General features: G+C 62.0%; 13 protein-coding genes. 3 read left to right on the top strand and 10 right to left on the bottom strand.

Annotated features, from left to right (window positions below):
- Nucleotides 1–205 precede the first annotated feature (205 nt).
- Nucleotides 206–469 carry a DUF3551 domain-containing protein gene (locus tag AC1RM7_RS03795; RefSeq protein ID WP_006020744.1) on the top strand — a complete coding sequence of 88 codons (264 nt, stop codon included), beginning with the start codon at nt 206–208 and terminating at the stop codon, nt 467–469.
- 18 nt (nt 470–487) lie between these two features.
- Here AC1RM7_RS03795 and AC1RM7_RS03800 read toward each other — a convergent pair whose 3' ends face one another.
- From AC1RM7_RS03800 to proS, 3 genes are all read right to left on the bottom strand, one after another.
- On the bottom strand, nt 488–1,186 hold the full coding sequence (locus AC1RM7_RS03800; protein WP_024921826.1) for an ABC transporter ATP-binding protein: 699 nt from the start codon (nt 1,184–1,186) through the stop codon (nt 488–490).
- An 8-nt stretch (nt 1,187–1,194) separates the two neighbouring features.
- Complete coding sequence (locus AC1RM7_RS03805; RefSeq protein ID WP_006020746.1) at nt 1,195–2,463, bottom strand: lipoprotein-releasing ABC transporter permease subunit; 1,269 nt, start codon at nt 2,461–2,463, stop codon at nt 1,195–1,197.
- A gap of 96 nt (nt 2,464–2,559) precedes the next feature.
- The gene (proS, locus tag AC1RM7_RS03810; protein WP_006020747.1) at nt 2,560–3,882 is read right to left on the bottom strand and encodes a proline--tRNA ligase; all 1,323 of its coding nucleotides are present in this window, start codon (nt 3,880–3,882) and stop codon (nt 2,560–2,562) included.
- Between the two features lie 165 nt (nt 3,883–4,047).
- On the opposite strand from proS, the gene AC1RM7_RS03815 reads away from it, so the two are divergent.
- Entirely contained in the window at nt 4,048–4,428 is a 381-nt protein-coding gene (locus AC1RM7_RS03815) for a hypothetical protein (RefSeq protein WP_024921825.1), read from the top strand.
- Nucleotides 4,429–4,487: 59 nt separating this feature from the next.
- Nucleotides 4,488–6,656 (top strand): TonB-dependent receptor family protein, encoded by a 2,169-nt coding sequence (locus AC1RM7_RS03820; protein ID WP_024921824.1) that lies wholly within the window; start codon nt 4,488–4,490, stop codon nt 6,654–6,656.
- A 450-nt stretch (nt 6,657–7,106) separates the two neighbouring features.
- On the opposite strand, the gene AC1RM7_RS03825 is transcribed toward AC1RM7_RS03820, so the two are convergent.
- The 7 genes from AC1RM7_RS03825 to nuoL are packed head-to-tail and all read right to left on the bottom strand — an operon-like array spanning nt 7,107 to nt 15,343.
- Entirely contained in the window at nt 7,107–7,382 is a 276-nt protein-coding gene (locus AC1RM7_RS03825; protein WP_006020750.1) for a DUF1467 family protein, read from the bottom strand.
- 8 nt (nt 7,383–7,390) lie between these two features.
- Nucleotides 7,391–7,795, bottom strand: a complete 405-nt coding sequence (mce, locus tag AC1RM7_RS03830; RefSeq protein WP_006020751.1) for a methylmalonyl-CoA epimerase — start codon at nt 7,793–7,795, stop codon at nt 7,391–7,393.
- A gap of 29 nt (nt 7,796–7,824) precedes the next feature.
- The gene (locus AC1RM7_RS03835) at nt 7,825–9,495 is read right to left on the bottom strand and encodes a ribonuclease J (RefSeq protein WP_006020752.1); all 1,671 of its coding nucleotides are present in this window, start codon (nt 9,493–9,495) and stop codon (nt 7,825–7,827) included.
- Nucleotides 9,496–10,305 (bottom strand): biotin--[acetyl-CoA-carboxylase] ligase, encoded by an 810-nt coding sequence (locus AC1RM7_RS03840; protein ID WP_024921823.1) that lies wholly within the window; start codon nt 10,303–10,305, stop codon nt 9,496–9,498. It lies immediately after the preceding gene.
- Entirely contained in the window at nt 10,305–11,732 is a 1,428-nt protein-coding gene (nuoN, locus tag AC1RM7_RS03845; protein ID WP_006020754.1) for an NADH-quinone oxidoreductase subunit NuoN, read from the bottom strand. The genes AC1RM7_RS03840 and nuoN overlap by 1 nt, the downstream gene beginning before the upstream one ends.
- 21 nt (nt 11,733–11,753) lie before the next feature.
- Complete coding sequence (locus AC1RM7_RS03850; protein WP_024921822.1) at nt 11,754–13,262, bottom strand: NADH-quinone oxidoreductase subunit M; 1,509 nt, start codon at nt 13,260–13,262, stop codon at nt 11,754–11,756.
- Nucleotides 13,262–15,343, bottom strand: coding sequence for an NADH-quinone oxidoreductase subunit L (gene nuoL, locus AC1RM7_RS03855; RefSeq protein WP_024921821.1), 2,082 nt, complete (start codon nt 15,341–15,343; stop codon nt 13,262–13,264). The genes AC1RM7_RS03850 and nuoL overlap by 1 nt, the downstream gene beginning before the upstream one ends.
- Between the last annotated feature and the right edge of the window lie 74 nt (nt 15,344–15,417).

The following is a 15,417-nucleotide window of genomic DNA, read 5'->3' on the forward strand; positions in this document are numbered from 1 at the left end:
ATTGTTCCTTTTTTGTTCTTAGAGTCAAGCGCCGGAAATCCGGCCAGGGCCGATGTTCTGGCCAATGCTAATGAAACGTAAACGGCCCGTGACTTTCGCAAATCCATCAACAGCTACGCGGGAACGTGAGTTGACGAAAACTGTTGGAAACGGTCTGGCTTCACCACATCAGGAATCCCGGGGATCGACCCGGCAGGAGAACATCATGCGCAGCACCCTTTTGGCCCTCGCCGTACTCGGCGCCGGCGTCGCTATCCAGTCCGCTCCGGCGCAAGCCCGGGATTATCCGTTCTGCCTCCAGGGACGGGACACGGCCGGTGGTCTCGGTGACTGCCGATATTCGACCTATCAGCAGTGTCAGGCGACGGCTTCAGGCACGTACAACAGCTGCTACGCCAATCCGTATTTCGCCTACAGCGAAGACCCCTACGATCAGCCGCGCCGCCGCACCCGGCGCTCGGCCTACTGATCCGGCTAAAGCGCCGCGTCAGTCCAGTTCGATGACGTGACCGTCCTGGAGCGAGACGCGGCGGTCCATCCGCGCAGCCAGGTCCATGTTGTGCGTCGCGATCAGCATCGCGACGCGGGTCGCCCGCACCAACTGGGTCAAAGCTTTGAAAACGTGATCCGCGGTATGCGGATCGAGATTTCCGGTCGGCTCGTCCGCGAGCAGGACCCGGGGCGCGTTAGCCACCGCGCGCGCAATTGCCACGCGCTGCTGCTCACCGCCCGATAGCTCCGCTGGCCGGTGGGTCACTCGTTCCGCCAATCCGAGATAGGCCAGGATTTCCTTCGACCGCTTGACGGTTTCCTTTTTCGGCAGGCCGCGGATCATCTGCGGCAACATCACGTTCTCAAGCGCCGAGAATTCCGGCAGCAGGCGATGGGACTGGTAGACGAAGCCGATATCGGTGCGGCGGATTTGAGTGCGCTCGACGTCGGACAGCCCCGAGGTCGCAGTGCCCCCGACGTAGACTTCGCCCTCGTCGGCCTGCTCGAGCAGACCGGCGATATGCAGCAGCGTCGATTTGCCGGTGCCCGACGGCGCGACCAGCGCGACCGACTGCCCTTCCCACAGCGCCAGACTGGCGCCGTCGAGAATCGTCAGCGTGGCTTCGCCCTGTTTGTAGCGCCTGCGGACGTCGTGCAGATAAACGACCGGTACGCCATTTTCCCCCTGCTCCATCTGTGCGCTCATTCGTACCTGAGCGCTTCGATAGGATCGAGACGCGCCGCCCGCCATGACGGGTACAGCGTCGCCAGGAACGACAGCGTCAATGCCATGATCACCACCGCGGCGGTCTCTCCGACATCGACTTCAGCCGGAAGCTTGGAGAGGAAGTAAAGCTCGGGCGAGAACAGTTCGGTGTTGGTCATCCAGGAGATGAACTGCCGGATAGTCTCGATGTTGAGACAGATCACGAGGCCCAGCAGGAAGCCCACAAGCGTGCCCACCACGCCGATGGCAGCGCCGGTAATCAGAAACACCCGCATCACCGACCCTTGCGACGCGCCCATGGTGCGCAGGATCGCAATGTCCTGGCCTTTGTCCTTCACCAGCATGATGAGGCCTGAGACGATATTCAGCGCCGCCACCAGCACGATCAGCGTCAGGATCAGGAACATCACGTTGCGTTCGACCTGTAGCGCATTGAAGAACGTGGAATTTCGCTGCCGCCAGTCGACCAGGAAGATCGGCCGCTGCGCCGCCTCCGTCACCGCCTTGCGAAAGACGTCGATCCTGTCGGGGTTGGTTGTGAAGACCTCGATGGCGGTGACGTCGTTGGCGCGGTTGAAATAGGCCTGCGCCTCGGTCAGCGGCATGAACACGAACGAGGCGTCGTATTCCGACATGCCGATCTCGAACACCGCCGCCACCTTGTAAGGTTTGATGCGCGGCGTCGTCCCCATCGGCGTGACTGCGCCGCGCGGCGATACGAGCGTGATGCTGTCCCCGGCGCGCAGCGACAACTGGTCGGCCAGCCGGCGGCCAATGGCGACGCCCTGACCTTCGTCGAACCCTTCGAGCGTGCCCTGCTTGATGTTCTTGGCGATCGACGTGACGGCGTTGAGATCCTGTGCACGGATGCCCCGGATAAAGACGCCCGCGGCATTGAACGGCGACGAGCCGAGGCCCTGTCCGTCGACCACCGGCGCCGCGAGGCGGATGCCGTCGGCCTTGCTGATGCGCTCGGCCACGTCCTTCCAGTCGGTCAGCGGCGATTCAAGCGGCTGGACAACGATATGGCCGTTCAAACCGAGAATCTTGTCGAGCAGTTCCTTGCGGAAGCCGTTCATCACCGCCATCACGATGATGAGCGTCGCCACCCCGAGCATGATGCCGAGAAACGAAAAACCGGCGATGACTGAAATAAAGCCCTCTTTGCGGCGCGCCCGCAGATAGCGGGTCGACAGCATCCATTCGAATGGCGCGAAAGGTGGGGTCCGAACTGGCTCGCTCATGTTGGTTCCATAGTCCGGATTTTCACACGAATCGGGCTAATTCTAGTCGCGGCCCGCAGCGATCGCGACCTTACCGAAGATTATTCAGTGGATGGATCAGGACTGGGTGAAGCGGTTGATCGCCTCATCCAGGCTCATGAACTCGCGCGATCCATCGCTGCGGCGCTTGATTTCCACCTTGCCCTCGGCGAGCCCCTTCGGGCCGATCAATACCTGCCAGGGGATACCGATCAGATCGGCAGTGGCGAACTTGCCGCCCGGCCGCTGGTCGGTGTCGTCGTAAAGTACGTCGACGCCCTTGGCATTGAGCGCCGCATAAAACTTCTCGCAGGCCGCCCCGGTCTCCGGGCTGTCCTGCTTGAGATTGAGGACCGCGACGCGGAACGGCGCGACTTCCTCCGGCCACTTGATGCCGTTCTCGTCATGGCAGGCCTCGATGATCGCGCCGACAAGACGCGAGACCCCGACGCCGTAGGAGCCGCCATGGATCGGCTTCTCCGCGCCGTCCGGGCCGGACACCAGAGCCTTCATCGTGTCGGAATACTTGGTGCCGAAGTAGAAAATCTGCCCGACCTCAATGCCGCGGGTCTGCACCCGCTTGTCGGCGGGCACTTCACTCTCATAGCGCGCCGCGTCGTGAACATCCTCGGTGGCGGCGTAGAGGTCTGTCCACTGTTTGATGATCGGGGTCAGGTCGCCGTTGTAGTCCACATCGGCTCCGGGCACCGGCAGATCGAGAACGTCCTTGTTGCAGAACACACCGGACTCGCCGGTTTCTGCCAGAACGATGAACTCGTGGGACAGATCGCCGCCGATCGGTCCGGTCTCGGCCCGCATCGGGATCGCCTTCAGGCCCATGCGCGCGAAGGTGCGCAGGTAAGCCACGAACATGCGGTTGTAGGACAGCCGCGCCGCGGCTTCGTCGATGTCGAACGAGTATGCATCCTTCATCAGGAATTCGCGGCCGCGCATCACGCCGAAACGCGGACGCTGCTCGTCGCGGAATTTCCATTGGATGTGATAGAGATTGAGCGGAAGGCTCCGGTAGGACTTCACGTAGGACCGGAAGATTTCTGTGATCATTTCCTCGTTGGTCGGACCATAGAGCAACTCGCGCTTGTGGCGGTCCTGGATGCGCAGCATCTCCGGCCCATAGGCGTCATAGCGCCCGCTCTCGCGCCACAGATCCGCAAGCTGCAAGGTCGGCATCAGGAGTTCGATGGCGCCGGCGCGGTTCTGCTCCTCCCGCACGATCTGCTCGATCTTCTTCAACACCCGGAAGCCGAGCGGCAGCCACGCATAAATGCCCGCCGCCTCCTGCCGCATCATCCCCGCGCGCAGCATCAGGCGATGCGACACGATCTCCGCCTCCTTGGGCGTTTCTTTGAGAATTGGCAGAAAAAAACGCGACAATCGCATGGGAACACTCGGAGTTTCGGGATTGATCCGGGAATCGGAGGGAAAGCTTGGGAACCTTTTCAGTGAAAGCGGATCAAATGGCAAAACACAAGAGGAAGCATGGGTGTGGCTTTTGGGGGATTTGCGGTTCCCGCCCCCCATGGTAACAGCCTGATGGGGTTTCAAATGGCTGCAACACGGATCAGATCGATAGGACGATGGGCTGCGTTTGTCGCGGTCTACGCGCTTGTCTTCAACGTGATGCTGACCAGCGCCCTGCTGGCGTCGATCTCGCCGCTCAAGTTCAACGCCCTCCACGAACTCTGCCTCAACGGCAGTTCAGCGATTCCCGACGCCGACGGCAACAGCGATTCCGCCAAGCCGATCGTCCGCTGCCCGCTGTGCCTGTCGAGCGCCGTGGCGACGGCTGACCAGCCGCCGCAGACCCCGGCGCTGGCCATCCGCATTGCGCTGCGCGTCCTGTTCGAACCCGCGCCCAACGACCATGTCACTGTCCGCTTTGCGGAGAGCGATCACCAGCCCCGCGGCCCTCCCCACCTGAGCTGACGACCTCGCGCTTTCGCGCATCCGTTCAATCGTCAACATCATTGGTGGGACCTCAACCCATGTTTTCCGTTTCCATACGGGCGCGCAGCATCCTGCTGGCGTCCGCCGCGACCGTCTCCACGATCCCGCTCGCGCACGCTCAAACCGCGCCTCAGGAACTTCCGCCTGTTGTGGTACAAACCGAACGACAGCCGCGTCCGGTTAGGAACCGGGTCGCAACGCCGGCACCCGTCCAGTCCAGCTCAACCTCAACCGCGCCCACCGCTACACCCGCACCGCTCGGCGTGAAGACTGCGGATCAGGCGCGTCAGGGAATCCAGCAGACACCCGGCGGCGTCGCCGTCGTTGCGGCGGAAGAGTACAAGAACAACTCTGTCGCCAGCACCATCAAGGACATCCTCGGCTACGTGCCCGGCGTGTTCGCGCAGCCGAAATGGGGCGACGACACCCGTCTCTCCATTCGCGGCTCGGGCCTGTCGCGCAATTTCCATCTGCGCGGCGTCCAGCTCTACATGGACGGCATTCCGATCAACACGTCCGACGGCTACGGCGATTTCCAGGAAATCGATCCGACCGCCTACAAGTATGTCGAGGTCTACAAGGGCGCGAACGCACTGCAGTTCGGTGCAAACTCGCTGGGCGGCGCGATCAACTTCGTGACGCCGACCGGTCGCGATTTTGGCGTCAACAGCGCCGGCATCGACATGGGTTCATTCGGCTATCGCCGCTTCCAGGGCAGTGTCGGCGGCGCCAACGGTCCGTGGGACGCGTTCTTCACCGCATCGAACCAGAGCGCCGAAGGATTCCGCGATCACAGCTACGGCCACAGTACGCGCGCGAGCGGCAATATCGGCTATCAGTTCTCGCCGGATTTCGAGACGCGCTTCTACATTGATGCCAACGATGTGCGGCAGCGCATCCCGGGCTCGGTGACGAGAGCATCCGCACTCACCTCACCGGAAACCGCAGCGGCTGTGAACGTGGCCAACGATTGGCAGCGCAATATCGATACCGTGCGTCTGGCTAACAAGACGACGGTCCGGTTCGGTGCCACCACGGTTGAGTTCGGAGCCTTCGCGGTGGATCGCCACTTGATGCATCCGATCTTCCAGTGGCTCGATTACAGCTACAAGGACTACGGCGGCTTCGTGAAGGCAACCGACGACCGGATCATCGGCGGCTTCCGCAACCGTTTTGTCGCTGGCGTCAACATTTTAAACGGCACCATCGATGCCCAGCAATACGTCAACACTGGCGGATACAAAGGCGCGCTCCAGTCGTCCCTGACGCAGAAGCCGGAGAACTATTCCGGCTTTGCGGAGAACTCGTTCTATTTCCTGCCGAATGTCGCGGCGATTGCGGGAGCTCAATATCTGTTTGCAGTGAGAGACCAGCAGGTGAACTTCTCGCTCAATGGCGACAAGAACGGCCGCAGTTGGTTCAGCCTCTTTAGCCCGAAGGGCGGACTACTCTGGGATATCGACCCGACCTGGCAGGCCTTCGCCAATGTTTCGCGCAGCGCCGAGGTGCCGAGCTTCGGCGAAAGTGTCGCCCCGAGCTTCCAGAACCCCGGTTATCCGACGATTCCCTTCTATGACATCAAGCCGCAGACCGCCACGACCTACGAGATCGGAACACGCGGGAGGCGGCCTGATCTGACGTGGGAATTGACCGGCTATCGCGCCAACATCAAGAACGAACTGCTGTGCTTCTACAGCAACTTTGGAAACTGCAACGTCACCAACGCCGATCACACGGTGCATCAGGGTATCGAGGCCGGACTTGGCATTGCCATGTTCAGAAACATCTTCACGCCTGACGCAGACAAGATCTGGCTGAATATGGCGTACACCTTCAACGATTTCCGCTTCGACAACGATCCGGTATTCCGCAACAACCAGCTCCCTGGCGCGCCACGTCACTTCCTGCGTGCGGAGGTGCTCTACAAGCACGCCAACGGGTTCTACATCGGTCCGAATATCGAATGGGTGCCGCAGGCCTACTACGTCGATAGCGCGAACACGCTAACCACACAGGCTTACGCAATCTGGGGCCTCAAGGCTGGCGTCGATGACGGCAAGTATTCGATGTATCTCGAAGCGCGGAACATCGCCAACACCGCATACATCGCGAGCGCGAGCATCATCAATCAGGCAAACGCAACCATGCCGCTGTTCGAGCCCGGCACCGGACGCGCGATCTACGCAGGAATGAAAGTGAGATGGTAGTTCCGCACCATTTTTGGAGCGCGCAAATCTGTGCGCTTCAAAATACGTCAAAAACAGCCATTATCCGGTTGTTTTTGATAAATTGTGCACCGCCGCAAAAGTAGACATTTAGTGCTGAAAAACGTGACAACTCAGAATCCTTCCGCTACAAAAACGCGTCAGCGCGATACGGCTATTCGTCGCATCGTCTGGTGGTCCAAGTCTCGGGAGGAGCCCCTGACGCGCACAAGCAGCGTCGCCCCGTCTAATCAAGGATAAATCCAACGTTTTCGGGGAAAACAGGGTCGACACAATTTTTAGAGCAGGGCTTTGGCCCTGCTCTTTTTTCTTTCGGCATGTTTGAATTTGCGCGCGCGATCATATCGAACGCAAACGCCGCGCAGTCAGGATGAAATATATCGCCGGTGCGCGTGACCGATGTTGCGGCGTTCGCTTCGCGAACCGCCAATACTAGAGCGGAATGCCCATGAGCTGCGTCAGGCGCTCGATATTCAGGTAACCGGCCCTGAAGGCCCACATCCCGATCGCGAAAATCACTGCCGAGATCGCCGTGGTCCACAGCAGCTTGCGTCCCATCCGCGCCACGCTGGGTGCGCCGGGATCGGTGCCGGCGATCTCTTCACCGTTCTCCATCTGGCTGCGCACGCCGAACGGCAGCACTGCGAACAGCACCACCCACCAGAGCACGAAGTAGATCGCGAACGCGGTTGAGATCGAATAGACCATCTAAATTCTCAAGACTGTTCGATTTCGACGAGCGCGCCGGAGAAGTCCTTCGGGTGCAGGAACAGCACCGGCTTGCCGTGCGCGCCGATCTTCGGATTGCCGTCGCCCAGCACGCGGGCGCCCTCCGCGATCAGCGTATCGCGCGCGGCGATGATCTCAGGCACCTCATAACAGATGTGGTGAATACCGCCATCCGGATTACGCTCAACGAACTTCGCGATCGGCGAATCCTCGCCGAGCGGCTGGATGAATTCGATCTTGGTGTTCGGCAGCGTCGCGAACACGGTGATGACGCCATGCTCGGGCAGCGGCACCGCGCCGGAAATTTCCGCGCCGAAGGCCTTGCCATAGATCTGAGCGGCCTTCTCGGCGTCCTTCACCGCGATCGCCACATGATTGAGCCGGCCCAGCATATTTCGCTCCTTCAGACTATCGACGGGAATCAAACCATCAGCACATGAACGACGCAAAGCGGCTTCTTGCCCCACTGGTCGTTGATCTCGGCGCGCACCGCGCGCCGCACGGATTCGGCGATCGCATCGGGATCGCGCTTGCGCGCCCGCGGCAGGTTTTCCACCGTGGAGACAACGAGATCGAACACCTCGTCCGCGATGACCTCGCCTGCCTTATTCTTTTCCGGAATGCCGACGAGATCAACCTCGGGATCGTCGGCCAGATCGCCCTTATCGGTAACCGCGATGGCGACGAACGCGCAGCCCGCAAACGCCAGCCGCCGCCGCTCGACCACAGCGCGGGCCTTGTCGGGCTCGAGGATATTGCCGTCCTTGTAGATTCGCCCGTGTGGCAGTTCCTCGATGATCGCGGGATCGCCGGGGCCGAGCCGCACCAGATCGCCGTTCTTGCAGATCAGCACCTTCGGTACGCCGCACTCGCGCGCGAGCTTGGCATGCTCGGACAGATGCAGCGCCTCGCCATGCGCGGGGATCAGCAGTTGCGGCCGAACCCACGAGATCATATCGCGCAACTCGTCGCGGCGCGGATGACCGGAGACGTGCACCATGTGAGTCCGGTCGGTGATGACCTCGACGCCCTGCATGATCAGACCATTGATGATCGCACCGACGGCCTTCTCGTTGCCGGGAATGGTCCGCGACGAAAAGATCACGGTATCGCCCTTGTTCAGCGTCACCTGCGGATGATCGTCGTTGGCGATGCGGGCCAGCGCGGCGCGCGGCTCGCCCTGGCTGCCGGTGCACAGCGCAAGCACCTTGTCCGGCGGAAAGTTTCCATAGTAGTCGGCGCTGCGAAACGCCTGCACGCCGTCGAGATAGCCGGTCTCGCGTGCGACCTGCACCACCCGCTCCATCGCGCGCCCGACCACGACGACCTCGCGGTCGGCCGCCTTTGCCGCGTCCGCGACGGCCCGCAGCCGCGCCACGTTGGACGCGAACGTCGTCACCGCGACGCGCCCCTTCGCTGCCTTCACCAGTTCGGTGATGTTCTTCGCGACTTCCCGCTCCGACGGCGAGCGGCCTTCGCGCACCGCGTTGGTCGAGTCGCCGACCAGCGCCATGACGCCCTCATCACCAAGCTCGCGCAGCCGCTTCTCGTCGGTCGGTTTGCCAATGATCGGCGTCGGATCGATCTTCCAGTCGCCGGTGTGCAGCACGGTTCCGGCGGACGTGCGGATCGCCAGCGCGTGTGACTCCGGAATCGAATGCGCCACCGGAATGAACTCGACGCTGAATGGGCCGATCTGGACAGTGCCACCCGACGGAATCACGGTGACAGGAATCTTCGGCGGATTGCGCTCGCTGGCGCATTTGGCCTCGAAAAGCGCCGCGCTAAACTGGGTCGCATAGATCGGGCATTTCAGTTGCGGCCACAGATCGATGATCGCGCCGAAATGATCCTCGTGGGCGTGGGTTAGAACCAGCCCGACCAGGTTCTTCCGCTCCTTCACCAGGAAGCGAATGTCCGGCATCACCACGTCGATGCCCGGCAGATGCTCCTCATTGCCGAACGACACGCCGAGGTCGATGGCAAGCCAGCTTCGCTGCTGGCCCTTGCCGAGGCCGTAGATCGACAGGTTCATGCCGATCTCGCCGATGCCTCCGAGCGGAGCGAATGTGAGTTCGTCAGGTCGCGACATCTAAATTGCTCCGGACGATTTGGCTGAACCGAAATGGACATCGCCGGCGGCGATGGGCGTGCGCTTGCCGTCATGGCCGGCAATGATCAGGCAGCCTGTATCGTCGATGGTTTCGAAGATACCTTCAACAGTCGCTCCGTTCGAGTGGATCGAAACGGTTTCGCCGAGCCCGGCGGCGCGCTCCAGCCAACGGCTGCGGATTTCGCCGAAGCCTCTGCCGTTGTCCCAGATGCCGCGGAATTCCGCCCACGCATCCGACAGCGCCATGAACAGGTCACCGGCACCGGCCGTGATGCCGAGCGCGGCCAGCGAGGTCGCCGGATACGGCGTCCCTTCCGGCGCGGAGATCACATTGGTTCCCATACCAACGGCGACGGCGAGATCACCGCCGATGGTTTCGGCCTCGAGCAGGATGCCCGACAGCTTCTTGCCGTCGGCCAGCACATCGTTCGGCCATTTCAGGAGGAAACTGGTGCTGGCCGATCCGCCGGATCGCATCCGCTGCTCCACGCTCACCGCCTGCAAGGCGGCTTCGAGCGACAGACCTGCGGCAAACCCGAGCGTCGCCGCGACGGGAGGCGCAACGTCCAGCGTCTCGACAATGGTGGCGGCAAGATTGCCGCGCGGGGAAATCCATTCACGCTGGCGGCGGCCGCGTCCTGCTGTTTGCAGATCCGTCACCAGCCAGAGCGGTCCGCGTTCACCGGCCCGCGCCCTCACCAGGGCTTCGGCATTGGTCGAACCGATGCTGTCGAACGCCTCAACGCGATAGTTCTGGGCTCTGGCCCGTGGACCGAGCGCGAACGCCATTAAAACAGCGACTTCGCGGCCACCGTGGCAGCATTCACCAGCGGTGCGGGATAGACGAAAAACAGCAGATTGAAGATGCCGGCGACAGCCAGCACCACCCGAAGCTCGACACGCATCGGCTCCATCGCTTCCTTCGGCTCGTCGAAGTACATGACCTTGACGATGGTGAGGTAGTAGAACGCGCCCACCACGCTGGTCACCACGCCGATCACCGCGAGGGTAAACAGCCCCGCCTTGATCGCGGCAAGGAACACATAGAACTTCGCGAAGAATCCGGCGAGCGGCGGAATGCCTGCGAGCGAGAACAGGAACATCGCGAAGAAGAACGCCAGCAGCGGATTGGTGCGCGACAGTCCGGCGAAGTCGCTGATGGTCTCGACAGCCCGGCCGTTGCGCTTCATGGCCAGGATGATGGCGAAGGTGCCGAGCGTCATGGCGACGTAGATCGCGATATAGACCAGCACGCCCTGCGCGCCCTGCTGCGTTCCGGCAGCGAGACCGACCAGCGCAAAGCCCATGTGGCCGATGGACGAATACGCCATCAGGCGCTTGATGTTCTTCTGGCCGATGGCCGCGAACGATCCCAGAGCCATCGAGGCGATGGAGACGAACACCACGATCTGCTGCCACTGGGGCACGATGCCCGGGAATGCGGTCAGCGCCACGCGCGTGAACACGGCGAGTGCGGCGACCTTCGGCGCGGACGCGAAGAACGCGGTGACCGGTGTCGGTGCGCCTTGGTAGACGTCGGGCGTCCACATGTGGAACGGCACCGCGGAGACCTTGAAGCAGAGACCGGCCAGCAGGAACACCAGCCCGAACAGCAGGCCGACGTTGGCGCTCTTCGCCTCAGCGGCGATGCCGGCGAAGCTCACGGTGCCGGTGAAGCCGTAAATCAGCGACGCGCCGTAAAGCAGCATGCCGGACGACAGCGCGCCGAGCACGAAGTACTTCAGCCCGGCTTCGGTCGACCTGGTGTCGTCACGATGGCTCGCCGCCACGACGTAGAGCGCAAGGCTCATCAGTTCGAGGCCGAGATAGAGCATGATGAGGTCGCCGGCCGAGATCAGCACCATCATGCCGGTGGTGGAGAGCATCACCAGGATCGCATACTCGAAAATCTTCGCCTGCTCGGCGAGGTACGCGCGCGACAGGATCAGCGTGACGCCGGAGCCGATCAACGCCAGGATTTTCAGAAACCGCGCATAGTCATCGACGATGAAGCTGCCGCCGAAGGTGGTCAGCTTGCCAGCCGGCAGCCACAGTTCGAGACCGCCCGTCACAACGAGCAAAACCACAGCGATGCCGGTCACCAGCGACGTCGTCTGCTGTCCGCGAAACGCGCCGAGCATCAGGAGCGCCATGGCGCCAGCAGCCAGCACCAGTTCCGGCAGCACGGGAAGCAGCGAATATCCTGCGAAAGTCATAAACCCGGTCCTGCCCCGTTGTTACTGAACCAGCGCCGCCGCTTTCACGGCGGTGATGGCGGTGTTGTAGTTCGTGACGAGTTGCTGCACCGACGCCGCCGACATGTCGAGGATCGGCTTCGGATACACGCCGAAGAGAATGGTGAGAATGACCAGCGGCGCGAGAATGATCCCTTCCCGCAGCGTCAGATCCTTGATGCTCGCCAGCGACGGCTTGTCGAGCACGCCGAACACCACCTTGCGGTAGAGCCACAGCGCATAGGCCGCCGACAGGATCACGCCAAGTGTGGCAATCGTCGCGGTCGGAATGCTGACCTTGAAGGTGCCGATCAGGGTCATGAACTCGCCGACGAATCCCGAGGTGCCCGGCAAGCCGACGTTGGCCATGGTGAACACCATGAACATGAAGGCATAAAGCGGCATGCGGTTCACGAGGCCGCCATAGGCGGCGATCTCGCGGGTATGCAGCCGGTCGTAGACCACGCCGACGCAAAGGAACAGCGCTCCGGACACGATGCCGTGCGACACCATCTGGAACACGCCGCCGGCGACGCCCTGCATGGTGCCAGCGAAAATGCCCATGGTCACGAAGCCCATGTGGGCGACGGACGAGTAAGCGATCAGCTTCTTGATGTCTTCCTGCATCAAGGCGACCAGCGACGTGTAGACGATCGCAATCGTTGAGAGCGTGAAGACCAGCGGCGCGAAATCATGCGACGCCAGCGGGAACATCGGCAGCGAGAAGCGCAGGAAGCCGTAGCCGCCCATCTTCAGCAGGATCGCAGCCAGCACGACAGAGCCTGCGGTCGGCGCCTCGACGTGCGCGTCCGGCAGCCAGGTATGAACCGGCCACATCGGCATTTTCACCGCAAACGAAGCGAAGAACGCCAGCCACGCCCATGTCTGGAGATTGCGCGGCACAGCCGTGTTCATGAGCGTCGGGATATCGGTTGTCCCGGCGTTCAGATACAGCGCCATGATAGCGAGCAGCATCAAGACCGAGCCGAGCAGCGTGTAGAGGAAGAACTTGAAGCTGGCATAGACGCGGCGCGGGCCGCCCCAGACGCCGATGATCAGGAACATCGGAATCAGGCCGCCTTCGAAGAACAGGTAGAACAGCACGAGATCGAGCGCCGAGAATGTGCCGATCATCAGCGTTTCAAGGAAAAGAAACGCCATCATGTACTCGCGCACGCGCAGCGTGACCGACTTCCAGCTTGCGAGAATGCAGAACGGCATCAGTGCCGTGGTCAGGATTACGAACGGCAGCGAAATTCCGTCCACACCCATGTGGTAGCCGATGCCGTTGGCGAGCCAGGCCGTCTTCTCGACGAACTGGAAGCCCGGCTGGGCCGGATCGAACCGCAGCACCAGAATGACCGACACCGCGAAGGTGATGATCGTGGTCCACAGCGCGATCCAGCGCGCATTGCCGCGCGCGGCCTCGTCATCACCGCGGCTGAGATAAATCAGGATCGCGCCGACGACCGGCAGGAACGTGACGACGGAAAGGATGGGCCAGGTTGTCATCATTGGCCCCCGAGACCGAAGATAAACCACGTGATGAGACCGGCCACGCCGATCAGCATCGCGAATGCGTAGTGATAGAGATAGCCGGTCTGGAGCCGCACGACGTTGCGCGTGACATCGAGCACGCGCGCCGAGACGCCGTCAGGACCGAACCCGTCGATGATGAAGCCGTCGCCCTTCTTCCACAGGAAGCGCCCGAGCCACTTGGCCGGCCGCACGAACAGGAAGTCATAGAGCTCGTCGAAATACCACTTGTTGAGCAGGAAGCGGTACAGGCCCGGATGCTGGTTCGCGAGTTCGACCGGCAGATACGGCTTGCGGATGTAGAACAGCCACGAAAAGAAGAAGCCGACCACCATCATCACCGTCGGCAGGTAGGCAATCGCCGCCGGAATATGATGCATCTCGTCGATGATCTTCGGGTTCATCTTCAGCGACTCGCGGAAGAACTCGTGAATGCCGTGGCCCGCGAACAGCTCCTTGAACGGGAAGCCTGCGAGGATCGAGCCCACCGACAGCACCGCGAGCGGAATCAGCATGGTGTACGGGCTCTCGTGCGCGGCCTCGTAGTGCTTCTGGTCGTGCGGCTCGCCATGGAACGTCTTGAAGATCAGGCGCCATGAATAGAACGAGGTCAGGCCCGCGGCGAGCACGGTGCAGAGGAAGCCGTAGAGCGCGAACGGATTGTTTGCCACGAACGCGGACTCGATGATCGCGTCTTTCGAGAAATAGCCGGCCGTCAGCGGGAAGCCGGTCAGCGCGAGCGTACCGATCACCATGGTGATGTAGGTAAACGGGATCTTGTCCTTCAGGCCACCCATGTTGCGGATGTCCTGCTCGTGATGCATCGCGACGATCACCGAGCCGGAGCCCAGGAACAGCAGCGCCTTGAAGAAGGCGTGGGTGAACAGGTGAAACATGCCGACCGAATAGGCCCCTGCTCCCATCGCCACGAACATGTAGCCGAGCTGCGAACAGGTCGAATAAGCGACGATGCGCTTGATGTCGTTCTGCACGAGACCGATGGTGGCGGCGAACAGCGCGGTGGTCGCGCCGATCAGCATCACGGCGGCCTGCGCGTTCGGAGCCAGTTCGAACAGCGGCGACAGGCGCGCCACCATGAACACGCCGGCGGTGACCATGGTCGCGGCGTGGATCAGCGCCGACACCGGCGTCGGGCCTTCCATGGCGTCCGGCAACCAGGTGTGCAGCAGGAACTGCGCGGACTTGCCCATCGCGCCCATGAACAGGAACAGGCAGATCAGGGTCAGCGCATCGATGTTCCAGGCGAAGAAGTGGATGGTCTTGCCGGTCAGGCCGGGAGCCGCGGCGAAGATCGTGTCGAAATCGACCGAGCCGACCATCATGAAGATCGCGAAGATGCCGAGCAGGAATCCGAAGTCGCCGACGCGGTTGACGACGAACGCCTTGATGGCGGCGGCATTGGCCGACGGCTTCTGGAACCAGAAACCGATCAGCAGGTAGCTCGCGAGGCCCACGCCCTCCCAGCCGAAGAACATCTGCACGAGGTTGTCGGCGGTTACCAGCATGAGCATCATGAAGGTGAACAGCGACAGATAGGCCATGAACCGCGGACGGTTCGGGTCCTCGTTCATGTAGCCGATCGAATACAGGTGCACGAGCGACGACACCGAGGTGACCACCACCAGCATCACGGCGGTCAGCGTATCGACGCGCAGCGCCCAGTTGACGACGAGATCACCCGAGCCGATCCAGGTGAAAAGCTGAGCGCGCGTGTCGTGATGCAGGAAGCCGACATCGACCAGCGCCATCCATGACAGCGCGGCGGAAATCAGCAGCAGCGCGGTGGTGACGATTTCGGCGGTGCGTGAGCCCGCAGCAGCCGGCTCGACCGGACCGTGATCGTCATGCCCGTGATCGCCGTGGGCATGATCGTCATGCGCCGCATGAGCGTGAGTTACCCCGTGCCCATGGTCGTCATGACCGTGGGTGTGATCCATCTCGTCGCCGCTCGGATTGCGCGCATGCGCGCCAAACAGCGCCACCGCGCCCGCAATGAGCGCGCCGATCAGCGGCAGGAAAACGATGGCCTGAATCATGGCGTGATTCTCTCAAGACGCACGATCTGGTCCGAAAACCGGTGTCCACCCGCCGGGTCGTTGCCCAAGGGCAT

The organism is Afipia sp. GW822-FHT03D08 (assembly GCF_058801645.1).

Excerpts from the sequence above, each read along its gene's own strand:
- AC1RM7_RS03815 (WP_024921825.1), top strand. The coding sequence starts at position 4,048 with ATGGCTGCAACACGGATCAGATCGATAGGACGATGGGCTGCGTTTGTC.
- mce (WP_006020751.1), bottom strand. The coding sequence starts at position 7,795 with ATGCTGGGCCGGCTCAATCATGTGGCGATCGCGGTGAAGGACGCCGAG.
- proS (WP_006020747.1), bottom strand. The coding sequence starts at position 3,882 with ATGCGATTGTCGCGTTTTTTTCTGCCAATTCTCAAAGAAACGCCCAAG.
- AC1RM7_RS03825 (WP_006020750.1), bottom strand. The coding sequence starts at position 7,382 with ATGGTCTATTCGATCTCAACCGCGTTCGCGATCTACTTCGTGCTCTGG.
- AC1RM7_RS03820 (WP_024921824.1), top strand. The coding sequence starts at position 4,488 with ATGTTTTCCGTTTCCATACGGGCGCGCAGCATCCTGCTGGCGTCCGCC.
- AC1RM7_RS03850 (WP_024921822.1), bottom strand. The coding sequence starts at position 13,262 with ATGACAACCTGGCCCATCCTTTCCGTCGTCACGTTCCTGCCGGTCGTC.
- AC1RM7_RS03840 (WP_024921823.1), bottom strand. The coding sequence starts at position 10,305 with ATGGCGTTCGCGCTCGGTCCACGGGCCAGAGCCCAGAACTATCGCGTT.
- nuoN (WP_006020754.1), bottom strand. The coding sequence starts at position 11,732 with ATGACTTTCGCAGGATATTCGCTGCTTCCCGTGCTGCCGGAACTGGTG.
- AC1RM7_RS03805 (WP_006020746.1), bottom strand. The coding sequence starts at position 2,463 with ATGAGCGAGCCAGTTCGGACCCCACCTTTCGCGCCATTCGAATGGATG.
- AC1RM7_RS03835 (WP_006020752.1), bottom strand. The coding sequence starts at position 9,495 with ATGTCGCGACCTGACGAACTCACATTCGCTCCGCTCGGAGGCATCGGC.
- AC1RM7_RS03795 (WP_006020744.1), top strand. The coding sequence starts at position 206 with ATGCGCAGCACCCTTTTGGCCCTCGCCGTACTCGGCGCCGGCGTCGCT.
- AC1RM7_RS03800 (WP_024921826.1), bottom strand. The coding sequence starts at position 1,186 with ATGGAGCAGGGGGAAAATGGCGTACCGGTCGTTTATCTGCACGACGTC.
- nuoL (WP_024921821.1), bottom strand. The coding sequence starts at position 15,343 with ATGATTCAGGCCATCGTTTTCCTGCCGCTGATCGGCGCGCTCATTGCG.